The organism is Mesorhizobium ciceri biovar biserrulae WSM1271 (assembly GCF_000185905.1).
Lineage (GTDB): Bacteria > Pseudomonadota > Alphaproteobacteria > Rhizobiales > Rhizobiaceae > Mesorhizobium > Mesorhizobium ciceri.
This window is the reverse complement of record NC_014923.1, coordinates 5,489,087-5,509,481: the sequence shown is the minus strand read 5'-3', so window position 1 is coordinate 5,509,481 and position 20,395 is coordinate 5,489,087. Positions and strand designations below refer to the sequence as shown.

At 63.8% G+C, this 20,395-nt stretch carries 19 protein-coding genes; all 19 read left to right on the top strand.

The window, feature by feature from the left end; all coding sequences use genetic code 11:
• Window positions 1–2: 2 nt before the first annotated feature.
• Window positions 3–893 (top strand): intradiol ring-cleavage dioxygenase, encoded by an 891-nt coding sequence (locus MESCI_RS26750; RefSeq protein WP_013533090.1) that lies wholly within the window; start codon window positions 3–5, stop codon window positions 891–893.
• Entirely contained in the window at window positions 893–1,711 is an 819-nt protein-coding gene (locus MESCI_RS26745; RefSeq protein ID WP_013533089.1) for an SDR family NAD(P)-dependent oxidoreductase, read from the top strand. Before MESCI_RS26750 ends, MESCI_RS26745 begins: the two co-directional genes overlap by 1 nt.
• Before the next feature lie 63 nt (window positions 1,712–1,774).
• Window positions 1,775–3,082, top strand: coding sequence for an ABC transporter substrate-binding protein (locus MESCI_RS26740; protein WP_013533088.1), 1,308 nt, complete (start codon window positions 1,775–1,777; stop codon window positions 3,080–3,082).
• Window positions 3,083–3,107: 25 nt separating this feature from the next.
• On the top strand, window positions 3,108–3,836 hold the full coding sequence (locus tag MESCI_RS26735; protein ID WP_013533087.1) for an ABC transporter ATP-binding protein: 729 nt from the start codon (window positions 3,108–3,110) through the stop codon (window positions 3,834–3,836).
• Window positions 3,833–4,561, top strand: a complete 729-nt coding sequence (locus tag MESCI_RS26730; RefSeq protein ID WP_013533086.1) for an ABC transporter ATP-binding protein — start codon at window positions 3,833–3,835, stop codon at window positions 4,559–4,561. The genes MESCI_RS26735 and MESCI_RS26730 overlap by 4 nt, the downstream gene beginning before the upstream one ends.
• Window positions 4,548–5,411, top strand: coding sequence for a branched-chain amino acid ABC transporter permease (locus MESCI_RS26725; RefSeq protein WP_013533085.1), 864 nt, complete (start codon window positions 4,548–4,550; stop codon window positions 5,409–5,411). Before MESCI_RS26730 ends, MESCI_RS26725 begins: the two co-directional genes overlap by 14 nt.
• Window positions 5,408–6,454 carry a branched-chain amino acid ABC transporter permease gene (locus MESCI_RS26720; RefSeq protein WP_013533084.1) on the top strand — a complete coding sequence of 349 codons (1,047 nt, stop codon included), beginning with the start codon at window positions 5,408–5,410 and terminating at the stop codon, window positions 6,452–6,454. Before MESCI_RS26725 ends, MESCI_RS26720 begins: the two co-directional genes overlap by 4 nt.
• A complete protein-coding gene (locus MESCI_RS26715) occupies window positions 6,451–7,467 on the top strand; it encodes a zinc-dependent alcohol dehydrogenase (RefSeq protein WP_013533083.1) in 1,017 nt (338 codons plus the stop codon). Before MESCI_RS26720 ends, MESCI_RS26715 begins: the two co-directional genes overlap by 4 nt.
• A 12-nt stretch (window positions 7,468–7,479) precedes the next feature.
• Window positions 7,480–8,268, top strand: coding sequence for an alpha/beta fold hydrolase (locus MESCI_RS26710; RefSeq protein WP_013533082.1), 789 nt, complete (start codon window positions 7,480–7,482; stop codon window positions 8,266–8,268).
• A gap of 29 nt (window positions 8,269–8,297) precedes the next feature.
• Window positions 8,298–9,518 (top strand): acyl-CoA dehydrogenase family protein, encoded by a 1,221-nt coding sequence (locus tag MESCI_RS26705; protein WP_013533081.1) that lies wholly within the window; start codon window positions 8,298–8,300, stop codon window positions 9,516–9,518.
• A gap of 61 nt (window positions 9,519–9,579) precedes the next feature.
• On the top strand, window positions 9,580–10,128 hold the full coding sequence (locus tag MESCI_RS26700; protein ID WP_013533080.1) for a flavin reductase family protein: 549 nt from the start codon (window positions 9,580–9,582) through the stop codon (window positions 10,126–10,128).
• 363 nt (window positions 10,129–10,491) lie between these two features.
• The gene (locus MESCI_RS26695) at window positions 10,492–12,027 is read left to right on the top strand and encodes an FGGY-family carbohydrate kinase (RefSeq protein ID WP_013533079.1); all 1,536 of its coding nucleotides are present in this window, start codon (window positions 10,492–10,494) and stop codon (window positions 12,025–12,027) included.
• Complete coding sequence (locus tag MESCI_RS26690) at window positions 12,024–12,800, top strand: DeoR/GlpR family DNA-binding transcription regulator (protein ID WP_013533078.1); 777 nt, start codon at window positions 12,024–12,026, stop codon at window positions 12,798–12,800. The genes MESCI_RS26695 and MESCI_RS26690 overlap by 4 nt, the downstream gene beginning before the upstream one ends.
• The gene (locus tag MESCI_RS26685) at window positions 12,797–14,509 is read left to right on the top strand and encodes a glycerol-3-phosphate dehydrogenase/oxidase (protein ID WP_013533077.1); all 1,713 of its coding nucleotides are present in this window, start codon (window positions 12,797–12,799) and stop codon (window positions 14,507–14,509) included. Before MESCI_RS26690 ends, MESCI_RS26685 begins: the two co-directional genes overlap by 4 nt.
• Before the next feature lie 423 nt (window positions 14,510–14,932).
• Window positions 14,933–15,943, top strand: coding sequence for a sugar-binding transcriptional regulator (locus MESCI_RS26680; protein ID WP_013533076.1), 1,011 nt, complete (start codon window positions 14,933–14,935; stop codon window positions 15,941–15,943).
• Window positions 15,944–15,976: 33 nt separating this feature from the next.
• The gene (locus MESCI_RS26675; protein WP_013533075.1) at window positions 15,977–16,633 is read left to right on the top strand and encodes a DUF2291 family protein; all 657 of its coding nucleotides are present in this window, start codon (window positions 15,977–15,979) and stop codon (window positions 16,631–16,633) included.
• Window positions 16,630–18,171, top strand: coding sequence for a sugar ABC transporter ATP-binding protein (locus MESCI_RS26670; RefSeq protein ID WP_013533074.1), 1,542 nt, complete (start codon window positions 16,630–16,632; stop codon window positions 18,169–18,171). Before MESCI_RS26675 ends, MESCI_RS26670 begins: the two co-directional genes overlap by 4 nt.
• 26 nt (window positions 18,172–18,197) lie before the next feature.
• On the top strand, window positions 18,198–19,328 hold the full coding sequence (locus MESCI_RS26665; RefSeq protein ID WP_013533073.1) for an ABC transporter permease: 1,131 nt from the start codon (window positions 18,198–18,200) through the stop codon (window positions 19,326–19,328).
• Between the two features lie 37 nt (window positions 19,329–19,365).
• Window positions 19,366–20,307, top strand: a complete 942-nt coding sequence (locus MESCI_RS26660) for a D-ribose ABC transporter substrate-binding protein (RefSeq protein WP_013533072.1) — start codon at window positions 19,366–19,368, stop codon at window positions 20,305–20,307.
• The last annotated feature ends 88 nt before the right edge of the window (window positions 20,308–20,395 follow it).

Below are 20,395 nucleotides of genomic sequence, written 5' to 3'. Positions count from 1 at the left end.
CCATGATCGACGAACACGAATCCGGCTATTTCACCGAGGCGAACTCGGCCGAGGTCGTCGTGGCGCGCAACAGGAACGCCAAAGACGAGCGGCTCAAAGAGGTGATGGAGGTCATCACCCGCAAGCTGCACGAGGCGGTGAAGGAGATCGAGCCGACGCAGGAGGAATGGTTCGGCGCGATCATGTTCCTGACGCAGACGGGCCAGATCTGCAACGAGTGGCGGCAGGAGTACATCCTGCTGTCGGATGTTCTCGGCGTCTCGATGCTGGTCGATGCGATCAACAACCGCAAGCCGTCGGGTGCCTCGGAATCCACGGTGCTCGGGCCTTTCCACGTCGCCGACGCGCCCGAATTGCCAATGGGATCGAACATCTGCCTCGACCAGAAGGGCGAGCCGATGTTCGTGCATGGCCGCATCCTCAATACCGAGGGTAACCCGATCGCAGGCGCCAAGATCGACGTCTGGCAGGCCAATGACGAGGGTTTCTACGACGTGCAGCAGAAGGGCATCCAGCCCGACTTCAATCTGCGCGGGGTGTTCCGCACCGGTGCGGACGGACGTTACTGGTTCCGCGGCGTGAAGCCCAAATACTACCCGATCCCGGATGACGGTCCGGTCGGCAAGCTGCTGGGCGCGCTAGGCCGCCACCCCAATCGTCCGGCGCATCTCCACTACATTGTCGAGGCCGAGGGCTTCGACGCGCTGACCACGCACATCTTCGATCCGGACGATCCGTACATCGATTCAGATGCCGTCTTCGGCGTGAAGAAAAGCCTGCTCGCCGAATTCCGCAAGGTCGAGGACGCCGAAGCCGCGGCCAGGGTCGAGGTCGCGGCGCCGTTCTACGACGTAGAGTTCGATTTCGTGCTGTCGCGCAAGGGAGGAAACTGATGGCCGCACTTGAGAAGATGTTCGATGTCAGAGGCAAGTCGGTGATCGTCACCGGCGGCGCCAGCGGCATCGGGCAGGCCTATTCCGAGATCATGGCCGAGCACGGGGCGAAGGTCTGCATCTTCGACCTGAACCCTGCCGGGCTGGAGAAGACCGTGGCGGCGATCAGGGCGGCGGGTGGCGATGTCTGGGGCCAGGTCGTCGATGTCGGCGACCGTGCGGCCATGGCGGCCGCCTTCGACAAGGTGGCCGAGAAGGCCGGCTCGATCGACGTCGTGTTCGCCAATGCCGGGATCGACGCCGGGCCGGGCTTCAACACCCCGACGGGCGAAAGGAACCCCGAGGGCGCCATCGAGAACCTGCCCGACGAGCACTGGGACAAGGTGATCGAGATAAACCTGACCTCGGTCTACACCACGATCAAGCATGCCGTGCGGCACATGAAGCCGAATGGCGGCGGCCAGATCATCGTCACGTCGTCCATCGCCTCGCTGATCAACGAGAGCATCGTGGGTACACCCTACATGCCCGCCAAGGCCGCGGTGAACCATCTCGTTCGCCACATGGCGATGGAACTCGGCGCCTACAACATCCGCATCAACGCAATCCTGCCCGGGCCGTTCATCACCAACATCGCCGGCGGCCGGCTGCGCAATCCGGCGGATCGCAAGGCCTTCGAGGCCCAGTCGCTCATCGGCCGGATCGGTGACCCTGAAGAGATCAAGGGCCTGGCGCTTTATCTGGCGTCGCCGGCCGCGTCCTACGTGACGGGCTCGCTGATCGTCATCGATGGCGGCTCGCTGCTGAGGATGACCTGAACAAGCTTTGAACTGAGACCGGTCCCGTGGGCCGGAGAAACTTAACCCAGGGAGGAACCGACAATGACCTACTACAACAAACTGGTGAAATCGGGCTTGCGGCCCAGCCGCCGAAGCGTCCTGAAGGGGATTGGAGCCGGCGTTGCCGCCAGCACGCTGGGCATGCCGACCTATCTGCGCGCCGCGACGGCGGGGAAGATCAAGCTCGGCTATCTCAGCCCCACGACTGGGCCGCTCGCCCTGTTTGGTGAAACGGATGGCTACACCTTGCAGAAAATCCGCGCCCTGCTCGGCGGCCAGCTGCAATGTGCCGACGGCAATACTTACGAGATCGAGATCCTCGATCGCGACAGCCAGTCCAATCCGAACAAGGCATCGGAAATCGCCGGCAACCTCATCCTGAACGACGAGGTGCATCTGCTCGTGCCGGCCTCGACCACCGACACGATCCTGCCCGCGGCCGAGCAGGCCGAGCTTTATGAGACCCCCTGCATTTCCTCCGGTGCTCCCTGGCAAGCGGTGATCATGCCGCGCGGCGGCGGCAAGCAGACCTTCGACTGGACCTATCATTTCTTCTGGGGCCTCGACGAGGCGCTGAACACCTTCGTCGGACTCTGGAACCATCTGGAGACCAACAAGAAGGTCGGCATGCTGTTTCCGCAGAACATCGACGGCGAGACCTGGGGCAACGACGAATATGGCTTGCCAGCGCCGACCCGCAAGGCCGGCTACGAGGTCGTGGTGCCCGGCTATTTCCAGCCCCGCACCAATGATTTTTCCGCACAGATCGCCGAGTTCAAGAAGCAGGGCTGCGAGATCATCGGCGGCATTACCTATCCGGACGATCTGAAGACCTTCGTCACCCAGTGCAACCAGCAGGGCTTCAAGCCGAAGGCGGTCACGGTGGCGGCGGCACTCCTGTTCCCGGGGGGTGTCGAGGCCATGGGTCCTCTAGGCAACGGCATGTCCTCGGAGGTCTGGTGGACACCGGCCTTCCCGTTCAAGTCGTCGCTGACCGGGCAGGTCAGCAGCGACATCGCCAGCCAATGGGAAGTCGATTCGAAGCGGCAGTGGACGCAGCCGCTGGGCTATTCGCATGCCTTGCTCGAGGTCGCGCTCGACATCCTGAAGCGCTCTTCCAATCCGCTCGATCGCACAGCCAACCGAGACGCCCTGGTCGCTACCGATCTGCAGACGCTGGTCGGTCATATCAAGTTCGACGGCGCGCCCCACAAGAACATCTGCAAGACGCCGATCTTCGGCGGCCAGTGGGTGAAGGGCGAGAAATGGCCCTATGACCTGAAGATCGTCGACAACACGGTCAATCAGCTCTTCGCGCCGCAGCAGGCTATTCAGCCGATCGCCTGGTGACATGAGCGGGGACGCGGGCAGAGCCATGGGTAGGGAAATCCTGCTGAAAGCGCACGGGGTGTCGAAGTCCTTCGGCGCTGTCCGCGTCCTGCATGACGTGACTTTCGACGTGCATCGGGGCGAGGTGCTGGGCATCCTCGGCCCGAATGGGGCGGGCAAAACGACGCTGTTCAACATGATCAGCGGCGACTTGAAGACGTCCGGCGGCGAGATCCAGCTCGGCGACACCGCGCTTCGCGGCGAGCCGCCCTTCCGCCGCTGCCAGATGGGGATCGGGCGGACCTATCAGATCCCGCGTCCCTATTCCGGCATGACCACCTTCGAAAACCTGCTGGTCGCCGCCGCTTTCGGCGGCGGCCGGTCCGAGAAGCAGAGCTATGCTTTCTGCGCCCAGGTCCTGCGCGAGTGCGAACTCTCCGACAAGGCCAATGTCTCGGCCGGCGCTCTCACTCTGCTCGACCGCAAGCGACTGGAGCTGGCGCGCGCGCTGGCGTCGGATCCGAAGCTGCTGCTGCTGGACGAGATCGCGGGCGGGCTGACCGACGATGAATCGAAGGCGCTGGTGGCGCTGGTGCGCCGCATCCGCGACCGCGGCATCACCATCGTGTGGATCGAGCATGTGCTGAACGCGCTGCTGGCGGTGGCCGACCGGCTGTTGGTGCTGAATTTCGGCGAGAAGATCGCCGAAGGCGTGTCCGCCGACGTGATCGCGCTGCCCGAGGTCCAGCGCGTCTACATGGGGATCGAGGGATGACGGCCGTTCTTTCCACCCACGGGCTGTTGGCCCGCTATGGCGACTTCCAGGCGCTCTACGGCGTCGACATCGAGCTGCACCAGGGTGAGGCCGTGGCCTTGATCGGCGCCAACGGGGCCGGAAAATCCACCCTGCTGCGTTCGATCATGGGCCTGCTTCCGGTTGGGCGGGAGATGGTGCTGCTGCACGGTGAGCCGGTCGGCGGCACCGCCACCGACCGCATGGTGCAGAAGGGCGTCGCCATCGTGCCGGAGGGCCGCCGCCTCTTCACCGGCATGTCGGTCGAGGACAATCTGCGCGTCGCCATCGACCAGGCCGCGCGCATGGGCGCCAAGGGCGGATGGACGCTGCCGCGTCTGCACCAGCTGTTCCCGATCCTCAAGGAGAAGGCTCGCACCCAGGTGCAAAGCCTCTCGGGCGGGCAGCAGCAGATGGTGGCGATCGGCCGCGCGCTGCTCTGCCAGCCGCGCGTGCTGCTCTGCGATGAGATCAGCCTTGGTCTCGCGCCCAAGGTGATCCGCGAAATCTATGCCGCCTTGCCCGAAATCCGCGCCACCGGAACGGCGATGATCGTGGTCGAGCAGGATGTCGGCCTCGCCCGGACCGCCACGGACCGCCTCTACTGCATGCTGGAGGGCCGCGTGACCCTGACCGGCAGGTCCGCCGAAATCACGCGCGAGCAGATCGGCAAAGCCTATTTTGGAGCGGGCCATGGAGTGGTTTGACGCCTTGGTGCAGGGGGTCCTGCTGGGCGGCATGTATGCCCAGTATGCACTCGGCATGGCGCTGATGTTCGGCGTCATGCGGATCGTCAACATCAGCCATGGCGATCTGGTGATCCTTTTGTCGCTGATCGGCATCTCGATCGCCACGGCTTGGGGTCTGGGACCGCTGCCGGTGCTGATCGTGCTGGTGCCGCTCGCGGTGCTGATGGGCTGGGTGCTGCAGAAGGCCGTGCTGAACCGCGTGGTGGGCAGCGATCCGCTGCCCTCGCTGATCGCGACCTTCGGACTGTCGATCGCGCTGCAGAACCTGATGCTCCAGATATGGTCCGCGAACAGCCGATCGCTGCCCGGCCATGGGATCGAGAGCCAGTCCATCGAGATCGGCGGCATCTATGTCGGTCTCCTGCCGCTGATCGTGCTGGCCGTTGCCACGGGCCTGACAGGAGGCCTCGACCTGACGCTGAAGCGCACGCGCTTCGGTCGCGCGCTCCGCGCCGCGTCGGCCGATGTCGAGGCAGCGGCGATGACCGGCATCAACCCGCGCGCCGTCTATGCGATGGCGACAGCGGCGGCGGTCGGCATTCTCGGTTTTGCAGCCGTCTTCCAGGCGCTGCGGTCGACTGTTGCTCCGGCCGATGGGCCTGCCCAGCTGATCTACGCGTTCGAAGCGGTGATCATCGGCGGCATGGGGACGGTATGGGGCGCCTTCGTCGGCTCGATGGTGCTCGGCATCTCGCAGGCCATCGGCTTCCGCATCGATCCGGGCTTCGGCGTGCTTGCCGGACATATCGTCTTCCTGGTCGTGCTGGCGACCCGCCCACAGGGCCTGTTCGGAAAGGCATTGTCATGAGTGCGATTCCCTATGTGGCAACAACCGAGGTGCCCGAAGTCGTGGTCCAGCGCCAGACCCGGTCCGGTCGCATTGCGATGACGCTGGCGGTGCTGGCCATGATCGCTGTCGCTGTCATGCCGTGGTGGGCTTCGACCGGCACGATCCGGTCGGTTCTGGTGCTGTGCTGCTATATCGCCGTCGCGCAGATGTGGAACCTGCTCGCCGGCTATGCCGGCCTCGTCTCCGTGGGCCAGCACGCCTTCATGGGCGCCGCCGGCTATGCGCTTTTCGTGCTGGCGCAGACCTACGGCATCAATCCGTTTGTGGCGGTCTTCCTGTCGCTCCTGGTGCCGGCCGCGCTGGCCGTGCCGATCTACCTGCTGCTGCATCGCCTGGATGGCCCCTATTTTTCGATCGGCACATGGGTGGTGGCCGAGGTCTTCCGGCTGACCGCCTCGAACCTGCCGCTCGTCAATTCCGGCGCGGGCATGTCGCTTCGCGTGATGAAGGACTATTCGGCCTTCGAGCGGAATGTCGCTATGTCGCTGCTCTGCGCGGGGATGCTGCTCGTCACGCTGGGCGGCAGCTATTGGCTGCTTCGCTCGCGCTTCGGCCTTGCGCTGATCGCCATGCGCGACAATCCGGTTGCAGCTGCCAGCCAGGGCGTGAATGTCGTGAAGCTACGCTTCCTGATCTATGTCGCGTCGGCGGTCGGCTGCGGTCTCGCGGGCGCGATCTATTTCATGGCGCAGCTGCGCATCACCCCCGGTTCGGCCTTTGACCCGATGTGGGCGAACGTCGCGATCTTCATCGTCATGGTCGGCGGGATCGGGTCCATCGAGGGCGTTCTGATCGGATCGCTGATCTTCTTCATCGCGGACCGCTGGTTCGGCGAATATGGCGCAACCTATTTCGTCGTCCTCGGCCTGATGACGCTTCTGGTGGCGCTCTACGCCCGGACGGGCATCTGGGGCCTGATCTCGAAGCGGTGGGATGCACCATGGTTCCCGATCCGACGCAAGCTCGTCGACCCCGAACCGCTGACGAGGAGGATTTCATGAAAGCCGCCATCTTCGATAAGGTCGGCGTCCCACTGCGGATCGGCACGGTGCCGGACCCGACGCCAGCACCGGACGAGGTCGTCTTGCGTGTCGCCGCTTGCGGCATCTGCGGCAGCGATCTGCACATCACCGAGGATCCGGTGCCTTTCGGCATCGAGGCAGGCTTTGTGCTCGGCCATGAATTCTCCGGTGACATCGTCGCGGTCGGATCGGAGGCAACGGGCCTTCGGATCGGTGACCGGGTCGCTGTCGTGCCGATGCGCGGTTGCGGACACTGCGAGGCCTGCGAGCGCGGCGATCCGGCGCGCTGTCACGAGATGGAGCTGATCGGCGGCGGCTATGCGCAATACGCGACCGTGGCCGCACGCCAATGTCATATCCTGTCCGACGATGTAGCACTCGAGGATGGTGCGTTGGCCGAGCCACTGTCGGTCGCCCTGCATTGCATCGTCCGTTCGGGCATGAAGCCGGGGGATCGGGTCGCCATACTGGGTGCCGGGCCGATCGGACTGCTCGTCGCCTTCTGGGCGCGGCGCATGGGGGCATCGCGTGTCGTGGTGGCCGACATCCACGGCCATCAGCGCGAGCGTGCGCTTGCTCTCGGCGCGACCGGCTTCGCGCTTTCCGGCGAAAAGCTGAGCGAGAACCTCACCGATCTCTGCGGCGGCGCGCCCGACATCGTCTTCGAATGCGTTGGCAAGCGTGGCCTCATCGGCGCGGCGGTCGAGGCGGTCCGGCTGCAGGGCACGGTGGTCGGGGTCGGCCTCTGCATTGGCGGAGACCAGTGGGACCCGTTCGTTGCGCTGACGAAGGAAGTGAACCTGCTGTTTTCGGTCTTCTTCCATCAGCGCAACGAATTCGGCGTCGCCCTCGATGCGCTTCGAGGCGGACCTTTCGCACCGCAAGCTCTGGTCACCGACCGGATCGACCTCTCGCCGGTTCCGCAGATATTCGAGAGCCTTCGCCGCCGCACCACGCAATGCAAAGTGCTGATCCAGCCGGACCTTGTTTGAGGAGAGTGAAAAATGGCCGTTCAATTCGAAACGCTCGAATACGATATCGATGGCACGAAAACGGTGGTGATGGCCATCGGTAGAGGCAAGCCCGTGCTGTTCCTGCACGGCGCCTCGACGCTTGAAGGCTTCGACTTTGCCGAGGGCCTCGCGGACCGTTTCCGCGTGCTCTGCCCGAGCCATCCGGGCTTCGGCTTTTCTGGCCCGGCGCCGCATGTCGCTACGATGTCCGACATGGTTTTACACTATCTGAATCTGCTCGATGTTCTCCGTCTGCCGGAGAAGCCTCATCTCATCGGCTTTTCCATGGGCGGCTGGATGGCGACCGAACTCGCTGGCCTTGCGCGCGAGCGTTTCGACAAGGTGGTGCTGATCGCGCCGGCAGGGCTCAACGACCCCGCATATCCGGCCACTGATCTCGGCGCGGTCGCGCCGCAGGAGTTGCCGGCCTATCTGGCGCAAGACGTCTCGGTGGCGCTGCGCTACTTCCCGGATGGTTCCGACGCCGCCTTTGCCGAGGCCTTCGGCGCCGATCGCGCCCGCGAAGGCGAGACGCTCGGCCGGCTGCTGGCGCCGTTCGGCATGGGGCATCCGAACCTGCGGCGCTTTCTGGCGCGCATCGCCAATCCGACACTGGTCGTCTGGGGCACCAGGGACCGTATGCTGCCGGCGGGACAGGCTCCGCTCTTCGTCGAGGCGCTGCCCGACGCACGCCTGATCCTCGTCGAGGAGGCCGGCCATTTCGTCATGCAGGAGAAACCCGAAACGCTCAGGAAGATCGGCGATTTCTTCGCCGGCTGATCGCATTTGAAAAGGAGGAGGAGAACACGATGAACAAACCCATCAAGCACAGCTCGTGGGGGACGACCACCGACTATCGCGACTTGCTCAGGAAGATCGCGGAGATCGGACCGGCCCTGGAAGCCAACGCCACCGCCGATGAGGAGAATGGCGAACTGACTGCGCCCACGTTCGAGCTGCTGAAGCCGCTGCGCATGTCGCATATCTTTGCCGCGGAGAGCCTCGGCGGTGCGCAGTTGCGACCCACCGAGGGTCTCGAACTGCTGGCGGCGATCACCTGGCACTCCGGGGCGGCCGGCTGGGTTTCCATGGTGCATTGCTGCATCGGCGCGATGTCGGCTGCCTTTCTGCCGGACAGCGCGGTCGAGCGGCTGTTCGCGCCGGGCTCCGACAACCGTTTCTCGGGACAGGGGGCGCCGCTCGGCATGCTGAAGAAGGTCGACGGTGGCTACCGGCTGAACGGCAAGTGGAGCTATGGCAGCGGCTTCAGCCACGCCACCTATAGCCACAGTGCCGCCTTTGTCGACGACGGCACCGGCAAGCCCGCCAAGGACGATAGGGGCAATGTGATCATCATGTGCGCCCATGCGCCGATCTCCCAGCACAAGCAGCTCGGCAATTGGGACGTTCTGGGCCTCGGCGGAACCGGCAGCATCGACTATGCGGCCGAGGATGTCTTCATCGCCGACGATCTCGTCTTCCCGATCCTGACCGCGCCGCCACTGCGCCAGAAGGAGTTCTTCAGTCTCGGTGTCGTCGGCCTCGCCGCCATCGGTCATACCGGCTGGGCACTCGGCACCGGGCGGCGGATGCTGGACGAGATCGCCAAGTTCGCCCGCAGCAAGTCAGGCCGCGCCGGGTTGATCGGCGAGAGTGAGAAATTCTGGCACGACTATGGCCGCGCCGAAGCCCGCTATCGCGCTGCCCGCGCCTTTGTCTTCGAAGTCTGGCGCGACATCGAGGCGACGGTCGAAGCCGGCAACAGCGTATCGACGCGGCAGATCAGCCTTGTCCATCTGGCCAAATCCGAGATTCATGAGGTTGGCGTCGATATCTGCAACTTCGCCTATCGCGCGGGCGGCGGCGCGTCGCTGCGCGCCGGTGTGATCCAGCGCACCTTCCGCGAGATGATGGTGGCGGCCAACCATTTCACGATCGCGCCGTCGATCGTCACCTCGGCCGGCCGCGACATCGGCGGGCTGTGGAGCGATCGCACCTGGCAGTTCTACGATCTGATCGAGAAGAAGTAGTCGCAAGGGCCGGACGGCGGACCCATCCGGCCCCATTTCATGCTGCAGAAGAGAGACGTCGATGAGCTTCCCGCATCCGATGACCAACGCCTTCCGCGAAGCCTTTCGCCACCACCCGGCCGGTGTTGCCGTGATCACGGCCGATCCCGGCGACAGACCGGTGGCGATGACCGTGTCCTCGCTGATCTCTGTAAGTGCTGCGCCACCGGTCGTCGCCTTCTCGCTGTCGATGAAATCGACCTCGTCCGAACCCTTGCTACGGGCGCAGACCATGGTGATCCACCTGCTGCGCTACACCGATATCGACCTGGCGCAACTCTGCGCGTCGAGCGGCGCGGAACGCTTCCCGCCGGGAGGCGCCTGGGCTCGGCTGCCCACGGGCGAACCGCGCTATACCGGCGTCTCGACCTGGTTCCGCGCCCGCCGGCTCGGCGTCCTGCCGATCGAGGGCGCGACACTGGTGGCGGCCGAACTCCTTGACGGCGAGGTGCAGCCGGACGAGATCCCCCCTGAGGCGCATTCGCTGGTCTACCTCGACCGTCGCTGGCATCGCCTGCACAAGGAACTGGACGGCGTGGCTGAACTTCTTGAGTCGTCGCGTTTTCTTTGAACGGTGCCGGCTGTCCGGCCGCTGCGCACGGAATTCGCTAAGCCAGTCAAACGCGTTTCGAGCGTCAGTCGCACCGTCCCCGCCTGGCTCGCCGTGCAGGGTTGAGGGCCATCCAGCCAGTTGGGCACTGGTCGGAGCTTCGTCCCGCATCGGATGCATGTCTCAGCTTACGTTAGACATTTCTACAAAATATATCACATGTTGACGTTAATTTAACAGGCTGCTATGGTCTGTTTGCCGCATCGGATGCGGCGCTTTGGTATCACCGTTGCTCGTTGATTGTCGTCATGTCCGTCATCTTTATCCCAACCTGCAGGATTGCCTTGCAGCGCCCTTCACCAGTTGCTGAAAACGGCGGCGCCCATGCCCAGTTTGCTCGGAATCGATAATGGTCTCACGGTCACCAAGGCGGTGATCTTCGATGCCGATGGCACGCAGTTGTCGGTGGCGCGTCGGCGGGTTCCGCAATCGATGCCCCATGCGCGCTGGGTGGAGCGCGACATGGCCGGCCTCTGGCAAGCGACCGCCGACGCAATCAAGGAGGCGATCGCGCTATGTGGCCGCCCGGCGGACGACATCAGGGCGGTGGCGGCAACCGCGCATGGCGACGGTCTCTATTTGCTCGACAAGGATCGTCGGCCGCTGGGGCCTGGAATCCTGTCGCTCGATAGCCGCGCCGGCAAGATTGTCGAGCGATGGTCGGCGGACCGGGTCTTCGAAGAGGCGCTAGCGCGAACAGGCCAGGCGCCCCACGTCTCGGCGCCGTCGGCGCTGCTCGCCTGGATCAGGGAGCACGAACCGGCCCGCTATGGGCGTATCGGGCATATACTGGCCTGCAAGGACTGGCTGCGCTTTTGCCTGACCGGCACGGTCGGCACCGACCGTACCGAGGCCAGCACCTCATTCACGGATTTCAGCACGCAGGATTACGCGCCGGAAGCGATGCGCATCTTCGGGCTGGACGATGTTTTCGACGCGCTGCCGCCGATGGCGCACTCCGCCGCGATCGTCGGCCATGTCACCGCCGAGGCAGCAGAAATGACCGGCCTTGCCAAGGGAACACCGGTCGCGTGCGGACTGCATGACGTGACTGCCTCCGCACTTGGCATGGGCGGCCATGAGGAGGGCGTGCTCGCCGTCGTCGCCGGAACCTATTCCATCAACGAAGTCGTCTCTTCGCAACCACGCGTCGACCCGCGTTGGCTCTGTCGCAACGCCATCGACGCAGGCCGCTGGAACAACATGGCGATCTCGCCGGCGTCGACCGCGAACTACGACTGGTTTCTCGACACGTTCTGTCGCTCGGAGCAGGAAAAGGCATCGGTCGATGGTGGCTCGATCCACGAGCTTCTGGCAGCAGAGATCGACGCGGCGCTGAAGAAGCCCTCGACCATCCTGTTTCACCCCTATCTATTCGGCTCCCCTTTTGGCGATGTCGCCAGCGGCAGCTTTGTCGGCCTGCACGGCTGGCATGATCGCGGCGATATACTCAAGGCGGTTCTGGAGGGCATTGCCTTCAATCATCGCACCCATGTCGAAGCCTTGCGCGACGGCTTTGCCGTCAGCGAGATCCGCCTGACCGGCGGCGGTTCGCGCAATCCGGCCTTCGTTCAGATGTTTGCCGACGTGCTGAACGCCCCGGTCATCGTCACCTCGACCGACGAGGCCGCGGCCTTTGGCGCTGCCCTTTGCGCGGGGGCGGCGGTTGGCATCTTCGCGACGCCGCAACAGGGCGCCAGGCAGGTCGGGATGACGGCCCGCCAATACGAGCCTGACCAAGCCTCGAGTGCTGTGTTCAACGAGCGCTTTTCCCTCTATGGCCGCATAGCCGGTGCGCTCGAACCGCATTGGCCCGACATCGAGAAGCTGGGCCGGCCAGACACTGGGGGAACCGCATGATCAAGGCCGACGAACGACGCGAAGAGATCGCCGACTATGTGATCAAGCTCGGCCAGGTGCGCATCGACGATCTGGTCGAGCATTTCGGCGTGTCGCGCATGACCATCCACCGGCACATCGACCGGCTGGCGCAGCAGGGCGTGCTGCGCAAGCTGCACGGTGCGGTGACGGTTCAGCCTTCCGGCCTCTACGAAAGCGCCTTCCGCTACCGTGTGACGGTCAACCGGGCCGAGAAGGATGCGCTGGCGCGGGCAGCGCTCGATTATGTCGAAGCCGGCCAGGTGGTGATGCTGGACGATTCCTCGACGGCAAACGCCGTCGCGGCACTGCTGCTCGACGTCAAGCCGCTGACCGTCATCACCAACTCCGTAGCGACGGCATCACTGCTGATCAATGTCGACGAACTCGACTTCATCTGTCTCGGCGGCCAGTACCACGGCACCTACAACGCCTATATCGGTATCGTCTGCGAGAACGCCGTGGCGCAGCTGCGCGCCAATGTGCTGATCTGTTCGGCTTCGGCTATCACCGGAACCACGGCCTTCATCCAGGATCCCAATGTCGTGCGGGTCAAGCAGGCGATGATGGCCGCATCGGTCAAGCGTATCCTTCTGATCGACCATGCCAAGTTCGACAGGATCGCGCTGCATGTCTTCGACGATCTGACCAACTTCGATGTCGTGCTGGCGACCGAAGGCCTGGGCGATGCGCGGGCGCAAGCCCTCGAACGGGCCGGCGTGAAGCTGCGCATCGTCAAGACGAAAGCGTCATGAGCTCAAGCGAAGCAAAATTTACGGAAAATCCAGCCGGGCGTCTGGCCGCCATGGCCGGAACCGGGGAGGTAGACGTCGTCATCCTTGGCGCCGGCATCAACGGGGCAGGGCTGTTTCGCGATCTGTGCGCGCAAGGCGTCAGCTGCCTGATCGTCGACAAGGCGGATTTCGGCTCGGGCACCAGTGCCGCGCCATCGCGGCTCATTCACGGTGGCCTGAAATATCTCGAAACCGGCGAGTTCGGGCTGGTCGCACAGTCGACACTTGAACGCAATCTGCTTTTGAAGAACGCGCCGCACTATGTCAGCCCGCTGCCGACCGTCATTCCGATCTTTTCCTGGAGCAAGGGCATGCTGGCGGCGCTGCGGACGCTGTTCGGCTCGACCAGCGCACCGCGCAGCCGCGGTGCCGTCCTGATCAAGATCGGCCTGATGATCTATGATTTCTACGGCTCGCGAAACCAGGTCATGCCGCGCCACCGCATGGTCGGGCGGCGCCAGGCGCTCAGCGGGATGCCGGCGCTCAATCCTTCGATCGTCGCCACCGGCACCTACTACGACGCCAAGATAAGCCACCCCGAAAGGCTCGTGCTTGAACTGATCCTCGATGGGCGGCAGGCAAACGCGGCCTCGGCCAGCGCGAACTATACGGCGCTGGTCAAGTCCGCCGATGGGGTACTGACCTTCCAGCCGGAAAACGGCGCGGCCTTTTCGGTGCGGCCGAAGCTGGTGGTCAACGCCGCCGGTCCGTGGATCGACGATGTCAACGAATTGCTTGGCGCGCCGTCGAAGATGATCGGCGGCACCAAGGGCTCGCACGTCCTGCTCAAGCATGACGAACTGGTCAAAAGCCTGGCCGGGCGCATGCTCTATTTCGAAGCCGATGACGGCCGCATCTGCCTCATCTACGATTATCTCGGCCTGGCGCTGGTCGGCTCCACCGACATCAAGGCGGACAATCCCGACGCGGTGCGCTGCGAGCCCGACGAAGTCGAGTACCTGCTCGACAGCGTGCGGACTCTGCTGCCGGGGATGGCGTTCGAGCGCGGCCAGATCGTCTATGCCTATAGCGGCATCAGGCCGCTGCCGGCCTCCGATGCATCGCTGCCCGGGCTGATCAGCCGTGACCACTCCGCGCCGGTCACTGAGCCGGATCGGAACAGACCTTTCGCGGTCATCTCGCTGGTCGGCGGCAAGTGGACGACCTTTCGCGGTTTCGCCGAGGAAGTCGCCGACACCGTGCTCGGCCGCCTGCAGCGCAGCCGCAAGGTGACGACGCAAGCCATGCCGATCGGCGGCGGCAGGGATTTCCCGACCAATGCCGCAGCGCGAGCAAGTTGGCTGGCTCTGGCTCACTCGAAGACGGGCGCTGAGGAACGGCGTCTCGATGCGCTGCTGTCGCGATACGGCACCAGAGCCACGCAGATCGCCACGCATGGGTCGGGCGATGAGGGTCGGCTGCCGGATTCAGAAAGCTACAGCAAATCGGAAATCGACTACATCGTCCGCAACGAGTTCGTCGAACATCTGGCCGATATCGTCATGCGCCGCAGCACCTTGGCGATATCAGCCTCCCTGACAGGCCGCGACCTGCAGGCGATCGCGGCGATTGCCGGACAGGCGCTGGGCTGGAGCGCCGGGCGCCTTGCAAGGGAAGTCGAGGCCGCAATTGTGGAACTCGAGGACCGGAACCTGATGCGGCTGGGCTGATCAGTCCGTCACCGATGCTCTTCACAAGGCAATCCGGTCGGTTTGCCCATGGATGCGCCGCATCCGCAAATCGCCCAACTCACAGGCGGATTGGGATTTTGCCGATATTAGATATTATCCCTGAAAAACAGCTAGTTAGAAAAAAACCTGGATAGCCGATGGCCATGCAATTCTGCTGGCTTAGGCGTGAGGTAACATAGATTGACGTTAAATTAACACAACTGTATGATCGAGTAACATGCTCACCTCCTAATAGGTCGATGTTGCCCGCCGAATGCCGGCAGACCGGCGTTTCGGGAAGGGCGAGACCTGTGAATTCCCCGTATGTGCATGCGCCCAACCCGGCGGGGGATTGACAGCGATGCAGGGATGTGAAAATTTTTGCACACAAAGATAATAATATCATCTCAGGGAGGAGATGGCTTGAAATCCGGCGGAGCCGCTAACCGCGATCATGAGTCCAGCCTCGCCACCCGCGCGGCCTGGCTTCACTATGCCGGGGGTCTGACGCAGGCCCAGGTGGCCAAGCGGCTCGGCCTGACCAGCCTCAAGGCGCATCGGCTCATCACGCGGGCCACCCAGGATGGCCTGGTCAGGGTGATCATCGACGGCGACGTCGGCGAATGCATCGACCTCGAGCAGCAGCTGATCAATGCTTACGGGCTCGATTACTGCGAGGTCGTTCCGGATCTCGATCAGGACGAGCTGCCACTGAAGGCGCTTGGCATCGCCGGCGCTCAGTTTCTGAAGCGGGAGATCGATCGCGGCGAGGACATGCTGATCGGCGTCGGCCACGGCCGTACCCTTGCCGCAAGCGTCGAGTATCTGACGCGCACCGCCGCCGCCCATATCCGTTTCGTCTCGCTGCTTGGCGGTGTGACGCGCAAGTTCGCGGCCAACCCGCACGACGTCATGCATCGGCTGGCCGAGCGGACCGGCGCGCAGGCCTATGTGATGCCGGTGCCTTTTGTCGCCAACACCGCGGAGGACCGTGAGGTGCTGCTTGGGCAGCGCGGCATCAGCGATGTCTTCGACCTCGCAAGCCGGTCCGACCTGATGTTCGTCGGCATAGGGACCGCCGAGCGGGAAGCTTCGCTGGTCGCCACCGGCATGATCGAACATTCCGAAATCGATGAGGTCAAACGCGATGGCGGCGTCGGCGAGCTGCTCGCCCACTTCTTCGACGACCAGGGACGCCCAGTGGAAACGGCGCTGTCGGAAAGAATCCTGGCACTCCCGCGGGACCAGTTGAAGGGCCGCCGGATCGTCGCCGTCGCCGGCGGCAAAGTGAAAATACGCGCTATCAAAGCGGTGCTCGAAAGCCGCTATCTGAGCGGCCTGATCACCGACGAATCCACCGCTCGTGCCCTTGTCGAACAGAACAAACCCAATGGCGCGAAGCGCCATATGAACGGAGGATCGCCAAATGCGTGACAAGCGCGGATCAGCCTTGCTGGCGGTTGCGTCATGAGCGCGAAAGCCGCCACCGCATCGACCAGGCCTGCCTCGCCCGCCCTGCGTCGGGCACTTGCCAGCGCCGCGGTTGTCGTCCTGCTCGGCGCCATGGCGCTCGATACCAAGGTGGTCAGGATAGGGTCGGCAGGCGACGTTCGCAGCGCCGTGTTTTCCGCCGCTGACTACGGCAAGTCGGAATTTCCCAAGGTGCAGGCCGATGTCGAGGCACGAGCCGCCGACGCGGTGACGGTGGCGACGGCGATTGCCAAGGACAGGGCAACGGCGGAAAAGGAATACGGTGTGCCTGCGGGCGTCGGACCGGTCATTTCAGTCAAGTTCACCGGCGTCGTCGGCGAAGGAAAATCTGGCATCTACAAGGTCGCCGTCGACGGCGTGCCAGATACGTTGATGATCCGCGTGCAGACGGGACCGGCGATCAACGGGACGGAACTGCGTGACGCCACGGGCAAGATCACATTCGGCCAGTTCACCAACCAGATTGAGTACCAGGACGCCGGTTCGGCGCTGAACAATGAGATGAAGAAGGAAGTCCTGGCCAAGGTCGATACGAGCACCTTGACCGGCAAGACCATATCGGTGGTCGGCGCATTCAAGCTGGTCAACCCGAAGAGCTGGCTCGTCACCCCCGTGAGGCTGGACGTCAAATGAAACCGGCTGCCGACACCGGACCCGCGACTGGCGACGCCGTGCTTTCGGCGCGCAACATCGTCATGTCGTATGGCGGCGTCCACGCGCTCAAGGGCGTCAATTTCGACATCCATCGCGGCAAGGTCACCACGCTGTTCGGAGAGAATGGCGCCGGCAAGTCGACGCTGATGAAGATCCTCTCCGGCGTGGTCACGCCGACATCCGGCGACATCGTGCTCGACGGCAATCTCGTCAGCTTTTCTTCGTCCTCGGACGCGCGCGATCGCGGCATCTCGATCATCCACCAGGAACTCAGCCTGGCGCCCAACCTCAGCGTTCGCGACAACATCTTCATGGGCCGCGAACTGCGCACCAGGACCGGCCTCGACTTCGCCGAGGAGCAACGCCAGGCGCGCGCTCTGATGGCTGATCTCGAAGAGGACATCGATCCGATGACCCTGGTCGAGGATCTGCGCCTCGGCCAACAGCAGATCGTCGAGATCGCCCGGGCACTGTCGGTCGATTCGCGCATCCTCATCATGGACGAGCCGACCTCCGCGCTCAGCGCAACCGAGGTGGAAGTTCTGTTCAAGGTGATCCGCGATCTGACCAGCCGCGGCGTCTCCATCGTCTACATATCGCATCACCTCGAAGAGGCGCTGCAGATCACCGACTATGCCGTTGTCCTGCGCGATGGCGCGATTACCGCGACGGCCGAAGCCCGGGATATCGATCTCGAATGGATCGTGCGCAACATGGTCGGCGAGAATTTCGATCTCGGCTCGCCGCCGACCGGCCATGAATTCGGCGAAGTCGCCCTATCGATCGAGGATGTCAGCGTCGTCGACACTTCGGGCTCAGGTTATTCCGTCGTGGATCACCTGTCGCTGGACGTGCGAGCAGGCGAGATCGTCTGCATCTACGGGCTGATGGGTGCCGGGCGCACGGAATTGCTGGAGGCCGTCGCCGGACGAGTGCCGATGGCGGGCGGGCGGGCGCTGCTGGAAGGCGAGGACGTCTCGGGGCTGAGCATTGCCCAGCGTATCTCCAGAGGGCTTGTGCTGGTCCCCGAGGACCGGCAGCGCGACGGGCTGGTGCAAACGATGACCGTCGGTCGTAATCTTTCGCTCGCCAGCATCGAAGCGTTCGCCAGGGGCCTGTTTCTGTCTCGTTCCAGAGAGCGAGAGCTGGTCGAAGACTCGATCCGCAAGGTGACCGTCAAGACCGCTGGCGGCAATGCCATGATCGGATCGCTGTCGGGCGGCAATCAGCAGAAGGTGGTCATTGGCAAGATGCTGACGACCAATCCCAAGGTTATCCTTCTCGACGAGCCGAGCCGCGGCATCGATGTCGGCGCCAAGGCCGAAGTCTTCCGCTTGCTGAGCGAACGCGCTGCGCAGGGCCTTGCCGTCGTCTTCTCGACCTCTGAGGTCAACGAATGCCTCAGCATTGCCCACCGCATCGTCGTCATGCGCCGCGGCAGGATTTCAGCCGAATTCGGCGCCAATGCCACCAAAGAGCAGATCATGGCCGCCTCGGGCGAAGCCGTGGTCGCCTGATCACCAGGAATTTCGGAGCCCACACCATGACCGATGTCAGCCAGGCCAGAAAACAGTCCAGTCCAAGCGCGAGCGAAGGCTTCGATCTCGCCAAGCTGCTGCTCGAGGGCCGCGCTTTCTTTGCCCTGATCGTCATCATCGTCGTCTTTTCGATCCTGTCGCCCTACTACCTCTCAGTGGCGAACTTCCTGACCATGGCCTCGCATGTCGCCATCTTCGGCATCCTCGCGATCGGCATGCTGCTTGTCATCCTCAATGGCGGCATCGATCTGTCGGTGGGGTCGACGCTGGGCTTGGCCGGCGTCGTTGCCGGCTTCCTGATGCAAGGGGTGACGCTGAGCTGGCTGGGCGTCGTTCTCTATCCGCCGGTGTGGGTGGTCGCGGTGCTGGCCTGCATGCTGGGCGCCGTCGTCGGGCTGATCAACGGCGTGCTCATCGCGCGCTTCAAGGTTCCGGCGTTCGTGGCCACGCTCGGCGTCATGTACATGGCGCGCGGCCTGGCGCTGCTGATGACCAGCGGCCTGACCTACAACAATCTCGGCGGCAAGCCGGAGCTCGGAAACACCGGCTTCGATGCGCTTGGCTTCAACCGCTTGTTCGGCGTGCCGACGGGCGTCGTGGTTCTCGTGGTCATCGCGCTCATTGGCAGCATCGTCCTGAACCGCACCGCTTTCGGGCGCTGGCTCTACGCCTCGGGCGGTAATGAACGCGCGGCCGAACTCTCCGGCGTTCCGGTCAAGACAGTGCAGATTTCCGTCTATGTGCTGTCAGGCATCTGTGCCGCCATTGCCGGCCTGATCCTGTCCTCGCAGTTGACGTCGGCTGGACCGACCGCCGGCACCACCTACGAACTGACGGCCATTGCGGCCGTCGTCATCGGCGGCGCGGCACTGACCGGCGGCCGCGGCAACATCCGCGGAACCCTGCTCGGGGCCTTCGTCATCGGCTTCCTGTCCGACGGTCTGGTGATCATCGGCATCTCATCCTACTGGCAGACAGTGTTCACCGGCGCGGTCATCGTGCTCGCCGTGCTCCTCAATGCCGTTCAGTATCGCCGCCGCAGCAAGCTCCCAAGCGCGACAGGTGGCCAACCGACTTCTCAGAAACGGGGGAAGGCCGAACCGGCCAATCCTGCCCAAGGGAAGACTGCCAGGTGAACTGGCAGCAACACGCGTAATCATTGGAGGAATGTACATGAAAACCATGCTGAAAAGTCTGCTCGCGGCCGCGATGGTCGTTGGGTTCACGGCCGCCGCGTCAGCCGCGGGCCTGATCTCGATCATCGTCAACGATCCGGCCAATCCCTACTGGCTGACCGAGGGCAACGTCGCCAAGGCCGAGGCCGAGAAGCTTGGCTATACGGCCAATGTCGGCGCCCACAAGGGCGATACCAATACGGAAAGCAATTTGATCGACACCGCCATCACCAACAAGTCGGTGGCGATCATTCTCGATCCGGCCAACGCCGACGGCTCTGTCGGTGCGGTGAAGAAGGCGATTGCAGCCAACATCCCGGTGTTCCTCGTCAATGCCGAGATCAACCAGGAAGGCCTCGCCAAGGGGCAGCTCGTTTCCAACAACGCGCAGGGCGCTGCTCTCGGTGCCCAGCAGTGGGTGCAGGCCGTCGGTGAAAAGGGCAAATATGTCGAACTGCTCGGCGCCCCGTCGGACAACAATGCCGCCACGCGCTCGAACGGGTACGCGACTGTGCTGAGCCAGTACCCGGATCTCGAAAAGGCTGCTTCGCAGGTCGCCAACTGGGATCGTACCCAGGGCCACGACAAGATGCAGAGCATGCTGCAAGCCAATCCCGACATCATCGCCGTGATCAGCGGCAATGACGAAATGGCTCTCGGCGCGGTTGCGGCGCTGAAGGAAGCTGGCAAGCTCGCCGGCATCAAGGTCGGTGGCTTCGACGGCTCCCCGGACGCGGTTGCGGCGATCAAGTCCGGTGAACTGCAGTACACCGTGCTTCAGCCGGTCGCCATCTTCTCGGCCAAGGCCGTGCAGCAGGCGGACTCGTTTATCAAGACGGGTGCCACCGGTGCGGCGACCGAGAAGCAGCTGTTCGATTGCCTTCTCATCACCAAGGACAATGTCGACAAGTACACCGCACCCTTCGTGCTGTCTGAGTAATACCTGCACAGGGGGTGTCCTTGCGGACACCCCCTGCCTCTTCTACGAAATGACTGCCCTCGTGAACTGCCTTCGCAACCAATCGGAA

Excerpts from the sequence above, each read along its gene's own strand:
- MESCI_RS26750 (WP_013533090.1), top strand. The coding sequence starts at position 3 with ATGATCGACGAACACGAATCCGGCTATTTCACCGAGGCGAACTCGGCC.
- MESCI_RS26745 (WP_013533089.1), top strand. The coding sequence starts at position 893 with ATGGCCGCACTTGAGAAGATGTTCGATGTCAGAGGCAAGTCGGTGATC.
- MESCI_RS26740 (WP_013533088.1), top strand. The coding sequence starts at position 1,775 with ATGACCTACTACAACAAACTGGTGAAATCGGGCTTGCGGCCCAGCCGC.
- MESCI_RS26735 (WP_013533087.1), top strand. The coding sequence starts at position 3,108 with ATGGGTAGGGAAATCCTGCTGAAAGCGCACGGGGTGTCGAAGTCCTTC.
- MESCI_RS26730 (WP_013533086.1), top strand. The coding sequence starts at position 3,833 with ATGACGGCCGTTCTTTCCACCCACGGGCTGTTGGCCCGCTATGGCGAC.
- MESCI_RS26725 (WP_013533085.1), top strand. The coding sequence starts at position 4,548 with ATGGAGTGGTTTGACGCCTTGGTGCAGGGGGTCCTGCTGGGCGGCATG.
- MESCI_RS26720 (WP_013533084.1), top strand. The coding sequence starts at position 5,408 with ATGAGTGCGATTCCCTATGTGGCAACAACCGAGGTGCCCGAAGTCGTG.
- MESCI_RS26715 (WP_013533083.1), top strand. The coding sequence starts at position 6,451 with ATGAAAGCCGCCATCTTCGATAAGGTCGGCGTCCCACTGCGGATCGGC.
- MESCI_RS26710 (WP_013533082.1), top strand. The coding sequence starts at position 7,480 with ATGGCCGTTCAATTCGAAACGCTCGAATACGATATCGATGGCACGAAA.
- MESCI_RS26705 (WP_013533081.1), top strand. The coding sequence starts at position 8,298 with ATGAACAAACCCATCAAGCACAGCTCGTGGGGGACGACCACCGACTAT.
- MESCI_RS26700 (WP_013533080.1), top strand. The coding sequence starts at position 9,580 with ATGAGCTTCCCGCATCCGATGACCAACGCCTTCCGCGAAGCCTTTCGC.
- MESCI_RS26695 (WP_013533079.1), top strand. The coding sequence starts at position 10,492 with ATGCCCAGTTTGCTCGGAATCGATAATGGTCTCACGGTCACCAAGGCG.
- MESCI_RS26690 (WP_013533078.1), top strand. The coding sequence starts at position 12,024 with ATGATCAAGGCCGACGAACGACGCGAAGAGATCGCCGACTATGTGATC.
- MESCI_RS26685 (WP_013533077.1), top strand. The coding sequence starts at position 12,797 with ATGAGCTCAAGCGAAGCAAAATTTACGGAAAATCCAGCCGGGCGTCTG.
- MESCI_RS26675 (WP_013533075.1), top strand. The coding sequence starts at position 15,977 with ATGAGCGCGAAAGCCGCCACCGCATCGACCAGGCCTGCCTCGCCCGCC.
- MESCI_RS26670 (WP_013533074.1), top strand. The coding sequence starts at position 16,630 with ATGAAACCGGCTGCCGACACCGGACCCGCGACTGGCGACGCCGTGCTT.
- MESCI_RS26665 (WP_013533073.1), top strand. The coding sequence starts at position 18,198 with ATGACCGATGTCAGCCAGGCCAGAAAACAGTCCAGTCCAAGCGCGAGC.
- MESCI_RS26660 (WP_013533072.1), top strand. The coding sequence starts at position 19,366 with ATGAAAACCATGCTGAAAAGTCTGCTCGCGGCCGCGATGGTCGTTGGG.